General features: G+C 45.8%; 19 protein-coding genes. All 19 read left to right on the top strand.

Annotated elements, in window-relative coordinates; genetic code table 11:
* Window positions 1-45 precede the first annotated feature (45 nt).
* Window positions 46-816 (top strand): DUF1266 domain-containing protein, encoded by a 771-nt coding sequence (locus tag RHD99_RS15965; protein WP_309875147.1) that lies wholly within the window; start codon window positions 46-48, stop codon window positions 814-816.
* Window positions 817-1,302: 486 nt separating this feature from the next.
* Entirely contained in the window at window positions 1,303-8,379 is a 7,077-nt protein-coding gene (locus RHD99_RS15960; RefSeq protein ID WP_445344419.1) for an autotransporter outer membrane beta-barrel domain-containing protein, read from the top strand.
* Window positions 8,380-8,871: 492 nt separating this feature from the next.
* Window positions 8,872-9,096 carry a hypothetical protein gene (locus RHD99_RS15955; RefSeq protein ID WP_183273156.1) on the top strand — a complete coding sequence of 75 codons (225 nt, stop codon included), beginning with the start codon at window positions 8,872-8,874 and terminating at the stop codon, window positions 9,094-9,096.
* A 68-nt stretch (window positions 9,097-9,164) separates the two neighbouring features.
* A complete protein-coding gene (locus tag RHD99_RS15950; protein ID WP_309875143.1) occupies window positions 9,165-9,410 on the top strand; it encodes a hypothetical protein in 246 nt (81 codons plus the stop codon).
* Between the two features lie 114 nt (window positions 9,411-9,524).
* On the top strand, window positions 9,525-10,730 hold the full coding sequence (locus RHD99_RS15945; protein WP_374708437.1) for an efflux RND transporter periplasmic adaptor subunit: 1,206 nt from the start codon (window positions 9,525-9,527) through the stop codon (window positions 10,728-10,730).
* The gene (locus RHD99_RS15940; protein WP_309875138.1) at window positions 10,717-12,672 is read left to right on the top strand and encodes an ABC transporter permease; all 1,956 of its coding nucleotides are present in this window, start codon (window positions 10,717-10,719) and stop codon (window positions 12,670-12,672) included. The genes RHD99_RS15945 and RHD99_RS15940 overlap by 14 nt, the downstream gene beginning before the upstream one ends.
* A complete protein-coding gene (locus RHD99_RS15935; RefSeq protein ID WP_309875136.1) occupies window positions 12,669-14,030 on the top strand; it encodes an efflux transporter outer membrane subunit in 1,362 nt (453 codons plus the stop codon). Before RHD99_RS15940 ends, RHD99_RS15935 begins: the two co-directional genes overlap by 4 nt.
* 97 nt (window positions 14,031-14,127) lie before the next feature.
* A complete protein-coding gene (locus RHD99_RS15930; protein ID WP_309875134.1) occupies window positions 14,128-14,361 on the top strand; it encodes a hypothetical protein in 234 nt (77 codons plus the stop codon).
* Window positions 14,362-14,456: 95 nt separating this feature from the next.
* On the top strand, window positions 14,457-14,693 hold the full coding sequence (locus RHD99_RS15925; RefSeq protein ID WP_309875132.1) for a hypothetical protein: 237 nt from the start codon (window positions 14,457-14,459) through the stop codon (window positions 14,691-14,693).
* Between the two features lie 96 nt (window positions 14,694-14,789).
* Window positions 14,790-15,029: a hypothetical protein gene (locus RHD99_RS15920; RefSeq protein ID WP_309875130.1), complete on the top strand. Its 240-nt coding sequence runs from the start codon at window positions 14,790-14,792 to the stop codon at window positions 15,027-15,029.
* A 96-nt stretch (window positions 15,030-15,125) separates the two neighbouring features.
* The gene (locus RHD99_RS15915) at window positions 15,126-15,365 is read left to right on the top strand and encodes a hypothetical protein (protein WP_309875128.1); all 240 of its coding nucleotides are present in this window, start codon (window positions 15,126-15,128) and stop codon (window positions 15,363-15,365) included.
* Window positions 15,366-15,461: 96 nt separating this feature from the next.
* Window positions 15,462-15,698 (top strand): hypothetical protein, encoded by a 237-nt coding sequence (locus RHD99_RS15910; RefSeq protein WP_309875126.1) that lies wholly within the window; start codon window positions 15,462-15,464, stop codon window positions 15,696-15,698.
* A 463-nt stretch (window positions 15,699-16,161) separates the two neighbouring features.
* The gene (locus RHD99_RS15905; protein WP_309875124.1) at window positions 16,162-16,482 is read left to right on the top strand and encodes a C40 family peptidase; all 321 of its coding nucleotides are present in this window, start codon (window positions 16,162-16,164) and stop codon (window positions 16,480-16,482) included.
* A gap of 982 nt (window positions 16,483-17,464) precedes the next feature.
* Window positions 17,465-17,752 carry a hypothetical protein gene (locus tag RHD99_RS15900; RefSeq protein WP_183273164.1) on the top strand — a complete coding sequence of 96 codons (288 nt, stop codon included), beginning with the start codon at window positions 17,465-17,467 and terminating at the stop codon, window positions 17,750-17,752.
* 60 nt (window positions 17,753-17,812) lie between these two features.
* Window positions 17,813-18,079 (top strand): hypothetical protein, encoded by a 267-nt coding sequence (locus tag RHD99_RS15895; RefSeq protein WP_309875121.1) that lies wholly within the window; start codon window positions 17,813-17,815, stop codon window positions 18,077-18,079.
* Between the two features lie 53 nt (window positions 18,080-18,132).
* Entirely contained in the window at window positions 18,133-18,459 is a 327-nt protein-coding gene (locus tag RHD99_RS15890; protein ID WP_309875119.1) for a hypothetical protein, read from the top strand.
* A gap of 18 nt (window positions 18,460-18,477) precedes the next feature.
* Window positions 18,478-20,061: a DUF4384 domain-containing protein gene (locus RHD99_RS15885; RefSeq protein ID WP_309875117.1), complete on the top strand. Its 1,584-nt coding sequence runs from the start codon at window positions 18,478-18,480 to the stop codon at window positions 20,059-20,061.
* A 110-nt stretch (window positions 20,062-20,171) separates the two neighbouring features.
* Window positions 20,172-20,651, top strand: a complete 480-nt coding sequence (locus tag RHD99_RS15880; RefSeq protein WP_309875116.1) for an SEL1-like repeat protein — start codon at window positions 20,172-20,174, stop codon at window positions 20,649-20,651.
* Window positions 20,652-20,981: 330 nt separating this feature from the next.
* A complete protein-coding gene (locus RHD99_RS15875) occupies window positions 20,982-21,500 on the top strand; it encodes a hypothetical protein (RefSeq protein ID WP_309875114.1) in 519 nt (172 codons plus the stop codon).
* Window positions 21,501-21,560: the final 60 nt, after the last annotated feature.

Raw genomic sequence — 21,560 nt, 5'->3', positions numbered from 1 at the left:
TATTTGTTTTAAAACTGCCTGTCATCAAGATTTGGAGAATCAGAAATGCAAAAATTAATTATTATCGTGGTGGTGATAATATCCGTGATTGCTTATTTTGCCGTTAAGTTTGTTCGTAGTGTTAAAAAAGAGGAACAAGAGAAAGAGCAACTTTATAGCCAGCATCAACTTCCACCTGAAAAGGAGAGCCTGCTTGCGTTCGGAGCCCTGTTAACCCGGCAGAGAGGTGAGGTTCCTGGCATTTTACCGGTGCGTAAATTAGACGAAACGGCTGATGGTTTAGCTGCTCAATGGGATATTAACGATAGCCAAAGTGCTCATTCCACTATTGAGGGATTATTGCATCACTCGGAAGAAAAGACAGAGTGGAGAGCATATTCAGAAAATCTGTTAATAAAACTAAGAAACAAGGATATTCAGGACACAGAGGAGACAGCCGAAGAGGTCCGTTCCTCGATTAATAACTACCAGGCCGCGACGACGGCATTTAAAACCGATCTTGATTATGACGATAGCCTGTCTGTAAACACGGATCTGAGAGCGTGGGATCTTGAACGTGCAGCATTTCTGGCCAGGTGTAGTCTGGCGTTAGGTTATATTACTGAAGACGAAGCCTGGTCATATATAAATGAAGCACAGCGTCAGGCGAAAGAAAAATACGCAGACTGGAAGGACTATTTTATCGGCTTTTTCCTGGGGCGTAGCCTTGAGTATGCTGAGTCATCGTATGAAATATCCAGATTTTACGGAGAAATGTTCGAGGCAAATAGCCTTTGGGTTAAATATCCGTTAAAAAGTGTTTCGAGCCAGGAATAAAAATAGACAGTTGTAAAGCCTCGTAGAAGAGCCCCGTCGTAAAATACGGGGCTTTTTTTATTTATCACAGATGCACGTGAATGCAATTTCACAAGGTTAAAACAAGTACAAAAGCAGTGAATGCGGGTTGTTTATTTCGAAAAATAGAAAATGCAATTTGATTGCCTGTTTGAACTATTCTATCTATTATTGGTTCCATGAATGTTTGTGGTCGAACTCTGTCATATTGACTGATTTGTGTGAATAAATCAGCCTCTCCTAATTCAATAAAACCGCAATCTCCTGGGTGTTTTCACTCAGTTATAACGATGGCTCTAATGCTAAGCGCTTATTTTATTGCGTGTTAAGGGCCGCTTTTCTCAAAATTTAGGCTGTGACATCTAATTAATCATCATCCATGGTGCGGGGTTTTCATTTCTGAAAATACCTCCAGAGTCGTGCGTATTTACTCTTTGCCGCATCGCAATATTACTATGTGAGTGAAAAATGAATAAAATTTTCAATGTTGTATGGAATCATTGCTTGCAATGTTTTGTTGTGACGTCTGAATTGGCTCGCCGCTGTGGCAAGGTAAAAAGCACGTCATCTAATGACGGCAAGAAAAATACCCGCTTAACCAGCATGGGTACTTGCTCCCGTAAATTTTTAGCGCTCGTCGTGGCGCAGCTATTTGCTATTCCTTCCTATGCTATTGAAATAACCGTCGAGGAAACCCGACCTGAAGATGCCAGTGTGGGTAGATTTATAAACGGATTCAACGTATTGACCGGTTCATTTGGCATGATTAATTCAGGTCATATGGGATATGAACTCATGACGTTGGGGCAGGCCCGTGACCAGGGATTGATAGTGACGCCTGAGCAGGCAAGCTATGTTGATCTCAACGTATTCAAAATTGGCGACCAGACGAAAACGGTCTCTTACATCGACCCTATTACCCATAATACGGTGACTGTCCGCGTCTATGACAATGGCAAAATGACCAGTTCATCTGCGGCGTCTATCGGCATTGCGCCGAGTATTGCTGTTGGCGCGAACGGGCAATATGTCGATAAAAACCTCTGGCAGGTGAAAGACGGTGGTGAGTTGACCGTACAGGTTGCTAAAGAGACCGCAGACTGGACGAATGATACGTCATCACGCTTTTATGCTTATCTGAAAGGGACGACGCCGGGCGCAACCACTTCCTCAGCATTTCTGGTCGATGGAAATTCGACGTTAAATTACGATACCAAAACGGTCGTCATTGCGGGTAATAACGCCAGCAATATTAAAGACCCCACAAAATATGTTGCAAACTTTACCGCAGATACCTTTGTTGGATCATTCACCAGCGTGCTGGGGAAAAGAAATGTCACAAACATCGCTGAATTCAAACAATATAATAGCGACTTGATTGCTGCGGTACAGCAAGGGAAATTAACGGAAGCGCAATATTCCGCCGAACTGTTAAAGGCCTGGGATAACACGCCACGCCAAATATTTGTTGATACCCATATTTCACCTGATGATGCCGTCAATGCGATCGTTCGCTTTGACCAAGTGGCTTATATTCATGGGGATGGCGCACAGGCAAAAATAAATATAAGCAAAGACTCAAACATCGAAATTGTGAATTCCGATATTAGCGTGGTACGCGTTGAAAATGGGGCTTCATTGGTAAACGACGGCGTATTAGGTAGCGTGAGCGGCAAAGTTTATGGTTCGGCTGTGATTATGGCGACGGGTGCTGGCACCAGCGTGATTAACAATGGGGTCGTCGATGTTGGGACTAACCCGGATATGTTGAACTACAAACTCCCAGACGGCAGTACTTATACTCTGAGCAACCTGGGGGGCGATGGTTTGTATGGTCTGCGAATTTTTGATAGCTCTACAGGCGTGAATAATGGGGTCATCAACCTGGCATCCCATGGGGTGTCGACCACCAACATGGGTGTTTTTGCCAGCACCGGGGGGATTTTTACCAATAACGGTTCACTGAATATCTCCACTTCACCGGATGCTCAAAACTCGCTGGCGGGCATGTATAACTATGGCTTTGTGGTAAATGGTAACTCGACGGTAAAAAACTCGGGTGAGATCTACATTGGCCGCGAGTCGCAAAGAAAGACGACTGATATCACGGCAGATATCGCTATTAACCAACCTTCGGTCGGTGCCAATGTCTCGTATGGTCATTTCACTAATATGGCCGATGGGACCATTACCATTGGTTCATTAACCCGTAACGCCACGGCAATTTCGACCCAGGGCGTTAATCCTCACTCGCTGAACCAGGGCACGATAAATGTTAACGGTAATACCTCTGGTGGCGCGGTCAATATTGGCATGCTTGCCCAAAGTGCCGCGACGGATGTCGTCAATGCCGGCACCATTAACCTTAATGGTGTGAATGCCTATGGCATGAAAATTACGACCAACAGCGCAGCTGAAAACAGTGGCACGATCAATATTAACGGTGGGCGTGATCCTGTTTCGAACGAAGCGAACTACGGAATGTTTATTGATGGCGCTACGGCTCGAGGGAAGTTTTCGGGGCAGATCAATCTTAATGGTGCCGGAACGATTGGCGTCCATGCGCGTAACAAAGGCGCTTTGACGATTGCTGATGATGCTTCCATGACTTTTGCTGGAGGCAATAAACAAATTGGTTATTTCGTTTCGGGTGCCGGGACAAAAATTACCAGTACCGATCGTGGCAGCGTAGATATTGCTACCGACGACTCAATGCTTTTCCGCATTGAGGACGGCGCCACATTTGCACGCACAACACCTGTACAGGCAATGATCACCGCTTCTGGCAAAAATAGCGTGGTGATGCAGGTGACCGGTAAAGGCAGCGACGTACATGCAACCGGTCTTGGCTTTACGGCTGCGGGAGAAGATAGCACCGGCATCAAAATTGAAGGTGGCGCGAGCGGAACGTTAGAGTCTGATGTAACGATTAAACTTCAGGGTAAGGGTGCGACTGCGGGCATCGTTGACGGAAACTATTACGATCTCAATGGGGCTCTGGTCGCAAATAAAAAAGGGAACTCAATCCTGACTAGCTATGCCGAGTTGCTCGGTAGCAGCGGTGAAATGGCCGAAGGCGCTTACGGATACAAAGTCCTTAATGGCGGCAAGCTTACCCACGAAGGGACAATTGATTTTAAATCTGATGACAGTACCGGTGTGCTGGTTAATGGCGGCACCCTGGAAAACCGTCGAAACATTACGGTAAATGGGACTGGGGTACACGTTACCGGTACCGCATCAACGGTTACCAATACCGCGACGGCAACAGTCAATGCGACCGATGGCAAAGCGGCTTATGTGGTTGATGGCGGCGCATCGCTGGCGCTGACGGGGGCAGGTACAACAACCGCTTCCGGCACAGCGCATGGGATACTGCTCGATACCGGTGCTGCGGGTCTGACCGTGACGGATGCGACCATCAATATGTCTGCAACAGGCACGGGAAGCGGCATTGAAAACAAAGCCGGTGTGTCGGGGATCGCTTTGACCAACACCACGATCACCGTTGATCAAGGGATTGGTGTGCACACCGCAGCATCTATGGCGGCTAAAAACAGCGGCACTATTACGGTGAATGGTGGGGGGACCGGTATCCAGTTCGAAAAAATGGGTGGCGGCACCACCAGTCAAGCGATGGATATGTCCGGCTCTCAGGGCCTGGTCATCAATGTGAACTCGTCGAATGGTAAAGGTCTGGTGACAGATTCTTCAGCAGATCTGAAGACGGGCGTAAGCGTTAACGTCAATAACGCAGCGGGGGGTTCGGCGCTTATCGTTAACGGCACCACCAAAAACATTGAGCAGTCTGGCGTGTTGACGTCGCAGTCCACTACCAGCAGCGTGGTGGGTATTGATAACGGTGCGGTAACCACCTTTAACAACAGCGGCACTATTAAAGCGGCGACTAAAGATCAGAAAGCGGTGGAAACGTTGACCGGCGCGGGTGTGACTTTCACCAACCTGAAAGATGCCGTCATTCAGGGCCATGTCAACCTGATGGCCGGTAACAACACCATCAATCTGGAAGCAGGCAGTAAAGGGACTGATTTCACTACGGGTAGCGGTGATGATGTCTTTAACTTGAATCACCTGAAATCAGCTGTAACAGGGGTGTTTGATACCCTGACAGGCGGCACAGGTAGCGACGCGCTCAATATGGTGGATTCGTCTTATGTGCTGACAGATGTTGCAGCACTTAAACAGTTTGAAAAAATCAATTTGTCAGAGAAAGCAGACCTGACGCTGCAAGACACCTTGTTGCCGCTGGGTGATGCGCAGGATGATGCAGCAGGCACCGGATTTGCGATCGCAGCTGACAGTGCGCTACGTCTTCTGAACGGTAATAACGTTGATTTTAACAGCCACTTAAGCGGCAGCGGTTTGCTGCAGGTTCAACTGGCACCTGAAGGCGATAAAGCCTTTAACTTCACGGCCAACAACGCAGCGGACAAATTTGCCGGAACAGTGGCGCTGGCGGATGCGACCTTTGAGTTAGCGGGTCTGAACACCACCGCTCTGTCCGATGCAACTCTGCGTCTGGATAACGGCAGCACCACGCACGTGGGTGACGGCGAGCAGACCATCAGCGGCCTGAAGTTCAACGGCGGTAAGCTGGAATTTGACAGCGGTACACCGGGCGAAACCGTGGCCAAAGGTAGCGTACACACCACCGAATCCATGGATCTGAGCGGATCTGGCGTAGTGCAGGTAGCCAAAGGCAGCGTGAGCAACGATCACCCGCTGGCGCCGACGCTGCTGGATCTTCTGGCGCAGGATGATGCCACCACCATGGTGCAATTGGCGGTATCTGATACCACGACTATCGGTAGCGGCGGCGCTCTGGTGCTGAAAGACCAGGATGGCAATGTGATCAGCGATGGCATCACAGCAGATATTGCCCAGAACGGTAACACGGTGGCGAAAGGCACCTATGACTATCGTCTGACCAGCGGTGATGCGGCTGACGGCCTGTACATCAGCTACGGTCTGACCCAGGTTGACCTGCTGACGGCGGGTGCTGATGCACTGGCGCTGAATGCGGCAGGCCTGAGCGGTAACGCGGCTGACCTGAGCGCGAAAATCACCGGTACCGGTGACCTGGCGATCGATACTGGCGCAGGCAACACCGTGTCGCTGTCCAATACGCTTAACGATTATGTCGGGAACACCGATATTCGTTCCGGCACCCTGAAAATGATTGCCGATAACGTACTGGGCCAGACCGATGTGCTGTCGCTGGCAGCGGATACGGCGCTGGACATGAACGGCAAGGCACAGACCGTGGGTTCCCTGCAGTCTACTGCGGGCTCAACCGTTAACCTGAACGGCGGGGCGCTGAGCCTGAGCCATGGCGGCGTGTCTGACGGCGCACTGACCGGTGCAGGCGAACTGAACGTGCTGGCGGATACGCTGACCGTGAACGGTGCTAACACTGGCCTGAGCGCAACCACCACCGTAGCAAACGGGGCAACAGTTGCCCTGAATGACGCCGCGGGTCTGGGTGTGGGCGATATCGTCAACGCCGGTAAAGTGGTGTTCAGCAACGCAGTGGGTACGGTCGAAAACAGCATCCGTGACGGCGTGGCAGCAGCCACCCGTGCGCTGACGGAAACCGCAGGCAGCGTGGACCTGGTGAACAGCCAGTTGACGCTTGACGGTGACAACAGCGGCTTCAGCGGCGTGTTTAACATCGACGCAGCTTCACAATTGACGGCTACGGCGGCACAGCAACTGGGTACTGCGGACATTGCCGATGAAGGCGAACTGGTACTGAACGCGGCCGATAACTGGGCGCTGACCAACAACCTGAGTGGCGCAGGCAACCTGACCAAACAGGGCGCTGGCGTGGTCACGTTGTCCGGTAATGCAGCGTATACCGGTCTGACGGATATTCAGGCAGGCGGTCTGATGCTGGGCAGCGAAGCGGCACCGATCACGCTGGCAAGCAGCCAGGTTAACGTGGCGAAGGATACCTTCCTCGCCGGTTACGGCGGTGTGGCAGGTAACGTGGACAACCTCGGCACCCTGTATGTGGGCGCGCAGAATGAAAGCGGTGGGGTACAGACCTTTACCGTCGGTCAGGACCTGGTGAACAACGGTACGGTGAATATCGGTCACGGCAGCGTGGCGGGTAACGTACTGAATGTGAACGGGAACTACACCGGTAACGACGGTCTGATTAACTTCAACACCGTGCTGGGCGACGACAACTCTGTCACCGACAAAATGGTCGTTGCGGGTAACACCGCAGGTACCACGAATGTGAGTGTGACTAACGCGGGCGGCACCGGTGCGCAGACGCTGAACGGCATTGAGCTTATCAGCGTGGGTGGGGCTTCTGACGGTGAGTTTAAGCAGGCGGGACGTATTGTGGCCGGGGCGTATGACTATGCACTGGTGCGTGGTGAAGGCAGCAACAACGCCAACTGGTATCTGACTAATGCCGTGGATGGCAGTGTGCCGGTTGAACCCACTGACCCAGGCATACCGGTTGATCCGACGGCGCCGGTTGATCCATCGAACCCAACCGATCCGGCGGCACCATCGGCTCCTGAGCAGATTATTCGTCCGGAAGCGGGTGCATACACAGCGAACCTGGCAGCAGCCAACACCATGTTCCTGAACCGCCTGCACGATCGTCTGGGTGAAACCCAGTACACGGACGCGCTGACGGGTGAAGAGAAAGTGACGAGCATGTGGATGCGCAACGTGGGGGGGCACACTAACTCACGCGATAACAGCGGCCAGCTGAAAACCCAGAGCAACCGTTATGTGTTGCAGATGGGGGGCGACGTGGCGCAGTGGAGCACCGACGGTCTGAACCGCCTGCACCTGGGCGTGATGGCGGGTTACGGTAACAGCCACAGCAACACGCGTTCTCATGCGACCGGTTATTCGGCAGACGGCTCGGTTGACGGTTACAGCACCGGGGTGTACGCGACCTGGTATGACAACGACGCCGAGAAGAACGGTCTGTATGTGGATACGTGGGCGCAGTACAGCTGGTTCAATAACCACGTGAGCGGTGAGAAACTGGCGACGGAATCGTACAAGTCGAAGGGCGTGACGGCGTCGGTAGAAACCGGCTACACCTTCAACATGGGCGAGTTCAAAGGCAGCAAAGGCACCACCAACACCTGGTACATTCAGCCACAGGCGCAGGCCATCTGGATGGGTGTGGAAGCTGACGACCACCGTGAAGCGAACGGCACCAAAGTGCAGGGCAGCGACGGTAATGTGCAGACCCGCCTGGGCGCACGTGCTTACCTGAAGAGCCATGATGCAAGTGATAACGGTAAAGATCGTGAGTTCCAGCCGTTCGTGGAAGCGAACTGGATCCACAACACCAGCAACTTCAGCTCAACGCTTGACGGCGTGAGCAGCAGCCAGGCGGGAACGCGCAATATTGGTGAAGTGAAAGTGGGTGTGGAAGGTCAGCTGAACAAAAACCTGAACATGTGGGGTAACGTTGGCGTGCAGGTGGGCGACAAAGGTTACAACGACAGTGCGGCGATGATCGGCGTGAAATACAGCTTTAAATAATAATAAGTAGTACTTCTGCAGGTAATATTTGCCCCGGGCTTAAACCCGGGGCTTTTTTATGCTGCGGCTGAATGGGGGGCGAATTTTGAGCAAAAAAAATCCCCGATTATTTCGGGGAAAGACACAAACACAAAGAAAACAATAACTCGTAATTGGAGTATCAACCTGCCCGATTATGATAGAGCGCAAAAATTAAATTTATACAGCACAATTCCTAAAAACAGCGAAGGCAACGTTTATTGGCGACCTTACGTCAGTCATTGCAGCGAATTCTTGTTACCTATTTTTAACGTCAGCGATAAAAGCGAGAAGAATCTCAAAAAGTGTATACGTGTAGTTTAATTCTTTACAATTAAATTCGATGTTTTAGTATTGCGTTGTTTATTATGGTTATTTTTATTGGGTATTTTATACCTGCGTTTTATTTTTGCCATTTCTATAATAAATGACTATCAATTTGACGAGTTATCATAAATATCAAGGAAGAGAATTTTGAAAAACATCATGACCGCAATGCTTGTTTCAGGTGCACTATTTATTTCTGTGGGTGCCCACGCTCAAAATATGCCATTTGACAGTGGTGGTGGATACTGGACTCCATGGTACACAGTTTCTAAAATGAATCTTTACCTGCCTTCTCTTAATATCTGTAAGTATGAACGATATCGTTACAAAAACGGTAAATTGTCAATTCAAAGGAAAGGTGGCTTTTGCTAGAAACACAATTTATATCCGCTGTTATCGGTAGGATAAGGATATGTACGCTTAATTAAAATGGAGCACTAATGAAAAAAATTAAATTGGCTATGATTGCTGCGGTTGCCAGTCTGGTATTCTCAGCAGGTGCGGCGGCAGTGAATTTATCAGTGGATGGCTACACGTCTAATAAAACGGTATATGGCCCTTGGATCAAAACCTCTTATACATGGGGGTTTGTTATTCCCAGGTGCAATTACAAAAGAAATGTTTATAAAAATGGGAAAACTACTGTGCAGTATAAAACTGACACTTGTGGTGCAGGCGCTAAATAAAAAACTCCCTTAATTTTATCTTATGGTGCTGTGGATTAAGAGCAGTGCCATATTCCGCATCGCATGCACAAACATGTGATTGTCACATTTTGAAGCTTAGAGAGTTGCATACAAATGAACATTCATGAGGAGGGGAAAGAAAAAATAAACGCTTCAGCCTTACTAAAAAAAAGAAAAAGAGTGTGGGTGTCAGGCTGTGCGCTGTTAATTTTTATTATCACTGTCGTGTGTTTCTTCAATAGAGATAACCCTATGCCAGTGTTAGCCAGAACTATCGATAAAGGCGACATTGAAAAAACGGTACTGGCAAGCGGTGTACTCAAACCTTCTGTACAGGTGAGCGTGGGGGCTCAAGTCAGCGGTCAGCTAAAAAAACTACATGTCAAAACAGGTGACCGAGTGGTAAAGGGTCAACTGCTCGCTGAAATAGACCCAACCTTGCAGCAAAATGAACTTCAGAAATCGGAAGCTGAATTGCAAAGCGCCAGGGCGCAGATGCAAAGCGCACAGGCCTCATTAAAGCAAAAGCGCCAGGCTTTAACGCGGCAATTGGCGTTAGACCGCGATGGTTCCGGTATTAAAAGCAATCTGGAAGATGCCCAGGCACAATTCGATATTCAAGTTGCCCAGCTTAAAGTTAATGAGGCACTCATCGTCCAGGCTCAAACCGCATTAGATACAGCCAAAGCCAATGTGGGTTACACCCAAATCACCGCCCCTATTTCAGGAGAGGTGTTGGGGATTGTCACTAAAGAAGGGCAAACCATTGTTTCATCACAGATTGCGCCAACTATCTTAGTCCTGGCTGATGTCGATACCATGACGGTTCATGCCTCTGTTTCAGAAACAGACATTTTGAAAGTTCATGCAGGTCAGCCCCTATGGTTTTATGTCGCAGCGAATCCCAGCCAACGTTTTGACAGCGTAATGGGCGAAATTCAGGAAGCTCCACTTGCTGCATTGATCGAAAATGATCAGCCCGGCTCACAAAACCAATCCAGTTCAGCCGTCTATTACACCGCAGAATTCAATGTGGCGAATCAGGCTCGCCTATTGCGCAGCTCAATGACGGCACAAGTTTTTATTATCACGGCGCAGGCCAAAGACGTTGTCAGGATCTCGACGGATGCGTTGGGTGAACCCAAAAGCCCGGATCACTATGTGGTTAACGTCAGGGTGGATGAAAAAATAGAACCGCGCGAAATCGTGACCGGGGTTAACAACGGCGAGTACGCGGAAGTGAAACAGGGTTTATCCGAAGGTGATCAAATTGTGATGCCTGTTCCAGACACTGAGAGTGAACAGCATGAATACCCGTAATGATATTGCCATCGAGCTAAAAAATATCTCCCGCTGTTTCTCCTCAGGTACTGAGAAAATCACGGTTTTAAAAGAGGTATCGCTCTCTATCCAGCGTGGGGAAATGGTGGCAATTATCGGTGCTTCCGGGTCTGGTAAATCCACGTTGATGAATATTGTTGGTTGTCTGGACAAGCCGACATCAGGGGAGATGAAGCTCGGTGACGTAGCCACCCCATCAGCCACTCCTGAGCAGCTTGCGCAATTACGCAGCCAGCACGTTGGCTTTATTTTTCAGCGTTATCATTTGATACCGTATCTCACTGCCGCAGAAAACGTTGCCATGCCGGCACTGTATACAGACATGTCTGTCGCCGAACGTAACCAAAGAGCACGTTCTTTATTAGCGCGACTTGGACTGGAAGAGAGGCTTCATCACAAACCTGCGCAACTCTCCGGTGGGCAGCAGCAGCGGGTGAGTATCGCCCGCGCATTAATGAATGATGCAGACATTATCCTTGCGGATGAACCCACTGGGGCGCTGGACAGCACTAACGGCAAGGCGTTGATGGACATCCTGCATTCATTACACCAGGACGGCCGCACCATTATTATCGTCACCCACGATCGCGCAATCGCGAATCAGGCGCAGCGGATTATCGAAATCAGTGACGGAAGCGTTATCAATTCGCCATCGGAACGTCATGCCGTCCGTACTCCCATAACGTCGGCATTACCGATTACGCAATCCATCGCTCGGCCAAAAGCCTGGCATAATCTGGGTGAAACGATACGTGGTGCACTGCACTCTTTATTGGGCCATCGCCTGCGTACCTTTCTCTCGATGCTGGGCATTATCATCGGTATTTCTTCCGTTGTTTCCTCAATTGCCTTAGGCAAGGGAGCGCAGAAAGACATTCTCCAGCAGATTAGCCAGTTGGGGAGCAGCACCCTGGAAATAAGACCGGGTCTGGGGTGGGATAACCCGCGTCCGGATTTTGAAAACTCGCTTACCCTGGCGGATGTAAAGCTATTAGCCAGACAGCCGTATGTTGATAGCCTTTCGCCTGTTGTGAGCAAAGTCACTGAGATATCCCGTAACGGAAAACAGGTTCCTGTTCAGCTTTCTGGCGTCAGTAATAGCTATTTCCGTGTCCAGGGGATGCATTTTTCCGCGGGCAGTAACTTTACCCGGCAAGATATTGCAGCGCGTGAATCGCTGGTGATTATCGATGCTGAAACCCGCAGAACTTTATTTGCACGGCAGGAGAATCCTGTCGGTCAGATAATTCAACTATCGGGTGTTCCCTTTAGAGTTGCAGGTGTTGCTTCCCAGAACACAGCGTCCTGGTCTGGTGGCAATTTGTCTGCATGGATGCCTTACACATCGCTTATTGAGCGCCTCTCTGGCGAAATAACCATCGAGTCAATTCTTGTTCGTGCTGGCGAACGTGAGTCACTTAAACAGATTCAGGGCAGTATTGAACGGCTATTAATTCAGTCTCATGGGCAGAAGGATTTTTTTACCCTGACCAACGACCAAATGACAAAAACTATCCAGGATGCTTCAGATTCCATGGCCCGCTTTATTGCTGCGATTGCAGGAATATCGCTTCTGGTGGGAGGCGTGGGGGTGATGAATATAATGTTGGTGTCTGTCATAGAGCGTACTCATGAAATAGGTATTCGCCTCTCCGTTGGTGCCAGACCTGCCGATATTATGCGCCAGTTTCTGATTGAAGCCGTGGTGATATGTCTTATTGGTGGAATGCTGGGAATAGGGCTTTCTTTGATTATTGGGTTGATCGTTAACGGGCTCAGCGACAGCATTACGTTATTGTTCACATGGCAACCTCTGGTCCTGGCTTGCGGGACTTCTGCAATCATTGGTCTGTGCTTCGGCTTTTTCCCTGCCCGAAGTGCCTCTGCTCTTCAACCTACAGAGGCTTTAGCACGCGAATGAAGCAAATCATTAAACTCCCGCTTTTCTTTATTATTTTACTCACCGGCTGTGGCGCCTGGGTAAAAAGTGACTATCAGAAACCAGTGATATCTATTCCTTCTCAATGGCGAGCTGAGGTGACAGGTTCTGCCTATCTGAAAAATAATCTTCACTGGTGGAACAATTTTAACGATCCTCAACTCTCAATGCTTATCGAACAAGCACTGACCAGTAATAATGATCTTGCGAAAGCAGGATTGCAGTTACAAAAAGCGAGATTGCAGGCGGGTTTAACCAACACCAACCAGGCTCCTGATGTCACGCTGAGCAGCTCGGCTAATAATAATAAAAACCTCAATGAAAACACGGCGTCGAATAAATCATTCAACACATCACTGGCACTGAGTTATGAACCAGACCTGTGGGGGAAATTAGCCCGAATTCGCGAACAAGCTGAATGGGAAACTAAGGCGTCAGAGCAAGACAGACAAGAAATTGCACTAACCCTAATAGGGAATACCGCACAGTATTATTGGCAGATTGCCAATTTAAATCAGCAAATTAAATTGCAAGAGCAGGGAATAGCGATTGCTCAAGATACTGTCAAAATAACCACTTCACGTTATAACGCCGGTGATGTCACACAGCTTGACGTCTTAGTTGCTGAGCAGTCGGTTATTGAAAGACAGAATCAACTTAATATCTTACAGCAACAGCGCGAGGAGACTCGCAACGCGCTCGCGCTGCTTTTTAATCGTCCACCGGGTGACCGTCGCCCGGAACGGGAAATGCTGGATACCCGCCAGGACGTGCCTGTCGCGCAACGAACGCCATTGGAAGTGATATCACGAAGGCCAGATGTCAGCTCATCGGAGTCTCAGTTGCGTGCGGCTCTTGCAGGCTCGGATGCCGCGAGACTGAGTTTTTATCCTTCTCTGACTCTTGATGCTTCACTGGGGGCCGCGAATGCAGTGTTTCAGCAATGGTTTGCTAACCCTGCAAGCGCAGTGGGAGGCACTTTAGCGCTTCCTTTTGTGCAGTGGAATAAAGTCCAACTCACCATCGACCAATCCCGTGTGGATGTACAAATAGCCGCGCTTAATTTTCGCGCCAAAGTTTACAGTGCATTGTCGGATGTGGATAACGCAATGTCTTCACGCCTGAGTTATCAGCAGCGCAAGAATGAACAACAAAAAATATCATTGCTGGCTGAAAAAAGAGTGTCTCTTGCAAAGAGTCAATATTTGGCGGGTGAAGTTTCATTTCAGACATGGCTGGATGCACAGGACAGCTTGCTGAATAGTGAAACGACGCTTTCTGAACTGCAATATAACTATCTTTATTCGACGATGAAACTGTGGTTAGCGCTAGGAGGGTAATAGTCAGTAAACGAACCGTACTGTAAATCACCGATTAACGTGTGCGGTGGTCTTGTATACTATTTTTATTCTATTGAAATTAAAGGAAGAAATTGAAATGAAAAAGGTTTTATTATCATTGCTCGTATCTGGTGTGATATTAGGGGCAACGTTACCGGTTCAGGCGCAGAATATGCCTTTTGATGCAGGCGGTGGTGGGAAGACTATTTATGGGCCATGGAAGAAATCTCCCACTGGGCTTTTTGGCTACGTTTGTTCTCGTACTATTTACTATAAAAGTGGCAGTAAAAAGGTCGAGCAGAAATGGATTCCGCTTGGGTTTAAATGCTAAAAGAATCGCCTTTTTATGGCGTTAATGCGAAATCCAATATTTGGTGAAATTTGCACGATAATAAAATGATATAAACTGTTAAGGACGATATTTAAATGAAAAGTAAAATTCTGTCAGTCATTCTCCCTGGGTTAATTTTTGGTGTTCTGGCATCGGGTTCTGCCTATGCCCAAAACATGCCATTTGATGCGGGTGGTGGTGGGAAGACTATTTATGGGCCATGGAAGAAATTTCCAGGTCTGCTTTCTGTAACATGCCACAGAACGGTGTATTATAAAAATGGGGATCAAAAGAGACAAACCAAATTAGTTTTTTTAGGTGCTAAGTGCTAAAAGAATCGCCTTTTAATGGCGTTAATACAAAATCCAATATTTGGTGAAATTTGCACGATAATAAAATGATATAAACAGTATAAGGACGATATTTAAATGAAAAGTAAAATTCTGTCAGTCATTATCCCTGGGTTGATTTTTGGTGTTCTGGCATCGGGTTCTGCTTATGCCCAAAACATGCCATTTGATGCGGGTGGCGGTGGGAAGACTATTTATGGGCCATGGAAGAAAATAACTTACCCTTTCGTTTCTGCTGAATGTAAACGAACAGTGTATTATAAAAATGGTAGTAAGAAGACAGAAACTAAGCATATTTTATTTTTTGCGAAGTGCTAAAAGAATCGCCTTTTAATGGCGTTAATACAAAATTCAATATTTGGTGAAATTTGCGCGATAATAAAATGATATAAACAGTATAAGGACGATATTTAAATGAAAAGTAAAATTCTGTCAGTCATTCTCCCTGGGTTGATTTTTGGTGTTCTGGCATCGGGTTCTGCTTATGCCCAAAACATGCCATTTGATGCGGGCGGTGGCGGTAAAACCATTTATGGTCCATGGAAGAAATATCCATTCGGTTTCACTTCTATTATATGTAAACGAACTGTGTATTATAAAAGTGGTAATACAAAGGTAGAAAGTAAGCATATTACATTTTTTGGGAAGTGCTAAAAGAATCGCCTTTTAATTGCGTTAATGCGAAATCCAATGGTTGGTGGAAATCGCACGATAATAAAATGATATAAACAGTATAAGGACGATATTTAAATGAAAAGTAAAATTCTGTCAGTCATTCTCCCTGGGTTGATTTTTGGTGTTCTGGCATCGGGTTCTGCTTATGCTCAAAACATGCCATTTGATGCGGGCGGTGGTGGTAAAACCATTTATAGTCCATGGATAAAAGTTTCAGGTTTTTATTCTGCAACATGCTATAGAATGGTTTACTATAAAAATGGAGATCAAAAGAGACAAAGTAAGCGTATTTTTTTGGGTACCAAGTGCTAACGGATCTCCGTATCATTAAATAACGGTGAACATCAAGACTCTCATGCATGCATGAGGGTCATTCTGTACGAGCGATACTCTGTATTTTAATATTTAGAATTTCAATTTCAAAATTGACGCATGGCTAATGGGGGCTGAATTGGTTATTATTTGCTCGCTGTCTACATCGCTCCACATGACTGGTTATAGCCAGATACGAAGGGGCTTTCTGTTTCGCACTCTAGATTTTTATGACTACAGGGCCGTTAGATAAAGATGCAAGTGCCAACTACTTGGGTACTGTTGAATGATTTCCCGTCTGATTAAATTTGTATTGTTTTTGATGTTCCTCATTTCTCCTTTTTTTGCGCATTACATTCATGCTGAACCGCTGCCAAGAAACCAACTTTTTGCTGAGCTTACCCTCAGGCCTTCAGATATCAGCCAGAGCAAAGTGTCTCAATTCTATAGCAAATGGAAGGGCGTGAAGTACAAGTGGGGCGGGACTTCCATGGCGGGTATCGACTGCTCTGCGTTCACTCGCGAGGCTTTCAAAAAGCTGCACATCAATTTGCCAAGAACCACGACAGAACAAATTAAACACGGCACAAAGGTGCAGAAATCGAATCTTAAGATTGGCGACCTGGTGTTCTTTAAAACCACGCCACAACAGCGCCACGTTGGTATTTATGTTGGCAACGGCAAATTTATGCACGCTTCAAGCAGCAAAGGCGTAACCATCTCCTCGCTGGATAACCCGTATTGGGTGCAGCACTACGAGCTTTCAAAGCGCATTACTTCCTGACTTTAGCGGTGACAAAGTCTTAGGTATGCTTCACTTTATGGAAAGAGAAAGGTCATCATGTGAGGGCTTTCAGAGGGAAGTGCGATGATGATTTTGTAAGGGGGAAAAAAGTCCCCAAAAAAGAAAATCCGTATCATGAGTAATTAACCCGAAAAAGAAACGACTTTTTTGATGGATTGCTTGTGGACGGAACTGGCAATAGCTATTTCCGGCTTCAGGCAAACCACGCGTTAAACCCTCCTCCTCTCAGCGCATTCTCTTGTCGGACTCTAGCTATGTGGCTCCTTGAGCTATCTGCGAAGATTTATGATGTGAAAAATGGCAGTTTATTTCTGTCAGGAATTAAGAGACTGCTAGAACTCTACATAGAATGCATATTGCAACGCGATATTTCTCAAATATCTCTTGTTTAGAGTTTTTTTGATGGGATTTCTTGCGGAGAAAACGATTTCTATCATATCTGGATAAATATAGAATGATTTGTTTATGTAATGAGCAATTAAACCGGGAAAGTTCTTATTTTAATTGGCTTTAAAAATGGCGTTTTTATTTGTCAAAGTATTTTATTGATACGAGAAAAATTGAAGGGGAAGTTGATGTAATCAATACAAATAAATAACATATCTGTTTGTTTTGTAATCACTCCGGAGTGAGGTTTACCGTGAAGGTGAAAGTGAGTGTGGAGTTAATTTTATGATTTATAGATGAAATTTAATGTGATTTCGGTCTAAGCAATGTCTATTAGAAGTGTGGGTTTATAAAAAATAAAAACAAGAAAAGCAACTTTCAAATGAAGTTATGAATTGTTACGTAAGAAGTTTTTTTATGGATTGAATTAATTGTAATTGATTGATCTTACTATTTTATTCTTGATTGTGATGTTTATGTTAACTTTTACCTTCAACGTTATTCCTGCCATTTGCATAAGCGCTAAGATGTTTATATAAATGGCCCGCCAAATAAATTGCGGATGGAATAAAAAATGAAGTTTCGGAAAGCAACGGTAATTTTGCTTGGCCTTTCTTTATTCTCTGGAATATGTGGTGCAAATTCTTCTCAGGTTGTCATTGTTAAAGGCAGTGTCTATAGCGAGGCGAACCAGGGGGGAGTTGCATTAACGAACATAGGCTCGGTTTTAGGGAATGGTAAGCAGAACGTTACTGTGGACGGTGTGTCGCAAACCGTTTCCATTGGCGGTTCAGTTGTGAATGTATCAAAGGGCAAAGGCTCTAAATCTGAAATCAATGTCAGTTCTATAAACAATCGATAATTTATCAATTAATAAGAGAGAATCATGAGTTTAATTAAATCAATCTTTACTGGACTAGTAATGACTGTTGCTGTTGTAACGACTGCACAAGCAGATGTCACCATTAAGGGAAATAATAAACAGACGGTAAACGTTCAGGGTGCGGTCGCGAACTCCGTAGTTGGGGCAGCTTCAAAAGCAAAACAATCATTAGCATCAAACGTGGGTAACGTGACCGTTAAAGGTAACAACACGCAAACCATTGCCGTTCAGGGCGCAGTAGCGAACTCAGTAGTGGGTGCCGCTTCGACGGCAGAACAACATTTAGGTTCCAACGTCGGTAACTAAATTGTCTGACAATGCCAGCATTCAATTGCTGGCATTCCGAAGAGGTAATGGAAATGAAAAAAATAATTACCCTTATTTTTATGCTTGCGATTTCAGGTGATGTTATTTGCGCACAAAGTAGTGTCGTCCAGCGCAAATCTTTAGATCCTAAAGATGCTGCGACAGTAAAATCGCTTGAAGCAAAAAAGTGGGTAGGATTTGGTCTCAAGCAACAAACAAAGGATTCGGTTAAATCAAGCAATAACATCGGCAGCGGTGTGAATTGCACAACAACGGTAGGGAATGCTCCTGACCCTTCTTACCCCCATCCACTGGGAAATTCTAAAACGCAGCCAAGCGTAGTGGTCGTTACAGGCAATGTAATCAATGTCTGTGGATAAGAGTTCCAAGGATAACTAATGGCATTTGTAAAAAAAACAGTTCTTTCATCCATTGTTTGCCTCGTATTAAATGGTTGTAATACTTCGCCTCGCGGGGAGATTCCTTTTTTTGAAACTTCCCTGGTAGAAAATCAATCATTAATGAAACCTGTGCGCTCAATTTCAAATTTTGACGACAGTCTTTCTTGTATGGATAAACTTTTACTGAAGAACAATGTGCCGTCTACCTACATCACCAGTAAGTTAATTCCTGATGCTTCAGGAAAGGTATTTGTTTCAGTAAAAGATATGATTGTGACATCACTTTCTAAAATGTCCCGCTCGAGCCATGCTTTCGAATTTGTGGATTTTGAAACAGATCCATTAAAACAAGATACCGTGCAAAACATTACGACCTTGCTACTCAATAGTGGCGATATGCATATTCCTAAACCGAAGTTGTATGTTTCAGGCGCAATAACGAGCATGGACCAGAACGTGATGACTAAGGGAACCGGTCTGGGTATTGCAAGCGACGATTTCGAGTTAGGCATGACAAGCGATTTAATTGCGACTAATTTCAGCCTTGAACTCCATCTTGGTGATTTTGATACCCGAACGATTCTTCCTGGTATTGAGTCCGCGAATGAACTGGCGATTGCTGGAAAAGGAGATGCACTGGATGGTGGTGGCAGAATCAGTAAAGCGGGCACTCAATTTAGCCTGAGCGCAGCTTATAGTCAGGGGGTTGGACCAGCAACGCGTGCATTGGTTGACTTAGGAATGATAGAAGTCATTGGCAAATGGGCAGAAGTTCCTTATTGGCAGTGCTTATCTTTGGATCAGACACATCCAGAGTTTCAGCGTGAAATGCACGACTGGTACAGGGAGATGAGCTCCTCCCAGCAAATTGAATTTTTTGCCAATGCTCTGCATTCCGGTGGGTATCTTTCCACTCGTGAAACGGAAGGCTTATCTCAGGAACTTAAACAAGCTATTCTGACTTTCCAAAAAGATGAAGGTATTGTGATTACTGGAATACCTAATTTTGAAACCTATGAAAAAATAATGCGCCATTACGTTACCATTGATAATAATGGTCGTTTTAAAAGCATTGGTTGGGATGATTCAGAAAAACGCAACAAGGATAACGACAATATTTGGCCAGATTCAAAGACTAATGAAACTAACCCCTTAATGATAAATGTAGAGCTTCAGCCAGAAAGAAAAGAGTATTCAGTAAATGAAAACATTGCATTCTCTGTGCAGGTAAATAGAGAAGCCTGGTTGTACTGCTATTATAAGAATAGTAATGGGGTGTTAACTAAAATTTATCCTTCAGTTTTCCAGTCTGCACCAAAGGTTGATGCCTCTCGTTTACATACAATTCCGCCAAATAATAATGCGGATTTGTTTGCGTTGACCATGTCTAAACCGGGGCAAGAATCCGTGCTTTGCGCAGCAACAGCACAGAAACTTGCAGAAGAAAAGATACCCGATCTGTTTAAAACCGATTTCACTTCGGTTAACGCAGCATTTGATAATATCTCTTTGCAAAACACCCTTAAAGGTTTAAGCACTGGGGAAATTACATTTGGTACAGTTAACTGGACGGTTAAATAATGATTTTCCAGTGCAGTTGTGCGTTGCAAAGGTGGCGCTGGTGTTTTATTTCTACATTCGCATTCACATCATACATTTCATATGCTGATGTCATTGTTGATGGTGTCAATATGAGCAAGAAGAGCAGCGGTTTTTTATTGAATGCAGATGAAAAAAATCCAGGGAAAGATGTCTCTGGAGGTTTGCAGCAAGAAGAAAAAAACGCTCATGAAAATGAAGAGACTAAAAAAACAGATGTTAATCATAATGCTATTGATAATGCGACAAGTGAAATAAAAGCAAAGCTTTCAATGCTCGTTTTAAAAGCAGAAGCAGGAGATAGTACCTCTGCGTATCGTCTGGCCGTGATATACCATAAGGGGTCTTCGGTACCCCCTGACTATAGCAAGGCTATTTATTTTTATAAGTTAGCCGCTGCAGGAGGAAGTTACCAGGCTCGAAAAATGATGTCGCTAATATTGTCAGGTCCAAAGGATAAACAGGGTAGTGTAACGCCACAGTGGATGCTATTACTTGCCGGTTCAATTCCAGAAGCAAAAGAAGAAAAAGAAGCTTCACAAGGAAAAGTAATTGAGGATCAAAATAAATAAATGAATCTATTAATGTAGGTGTAACTTATTGTATGAATGATAGATTACTCATGCTGGTGTTTTCTGTGTTGTCATAAACAACCTGGTGTATTCCCCTCTGTGCATGTGTTTTTAATAAAATGAAAAACACTTTCTCAGTGACTTTCTCTGTGTGTGGAATAAAATAAATCGATAGTAATTCTCTGGTGTTTTATTGTCAGGTGTCGGGTTGCTTAATTGTGGAGGGCTTGGTGTTCCTCCAGCAAAATAATTTGTATTTATTCTGTTAATCAGTTGCCGCTGAAGATATTCAGTGAGCAGCTATATTATTTCTTAAAATTAGGTGTTGTCATGTCTTTTATTAAATCTGTAGGTATATCTTTACTGGTTATGTTTTCTCTCTCCGCGTGTTCGGAGGCTGAACCTCAGGGGACTAAAGTGCTGGATGGGGAAGCTTATATTACGTTCCCGGCAGGCTATACAAAAATGAGTGATGAAATGCGCAAGACTAAATTCCCTGTGCAGACACCACCAGAGGCATACTCTACTGCGGATACGACTGCAGCGTTTGTTTTCAACAAAACTGCAACACCGATGCCTGAAAAAGATCTCCCTAAATTCACAGAAGTTATGAAGAAACAGTACGCCGCTCTTTCTCCTACTTTTACTGATATGGACATTGATGGTCATAAAGTGGTTGTGTTGAAAATGACGACGCCTGCTGCAGATGGAAACGTCAAAAATGTCATGATGTTTACCAGCTTAAACGGCAAACTGACCATTGCATCGTTTAACACGACTGAAAAAAATGAAGCTAAATATCTGGCTGATGGCGAAAAAGCGCTGATGGCGTTGAAGTGGAAAAAATAACGTCGGTTTTCAAATGGAGTGATGCAGTTTAAATGTCATCCGTTTGCTTAAGCTGAATTA

Source organism: Buttiauxella selenatireducens (genome assembly GCF_031432975.1).
Taxonomy (GTDB): Bacteria; Pseudomonadota; Gammaproteobacteria; order Enterobacterales; family Enterobacteriaceae; genus Buttiauxella; species Buttiauxella selenatireducens.
The sequence above is the reverse complement of the archived record's forward strand: the minus strand, read 5'-3'. Positions and strand labels throughout refer to the sequence as shown.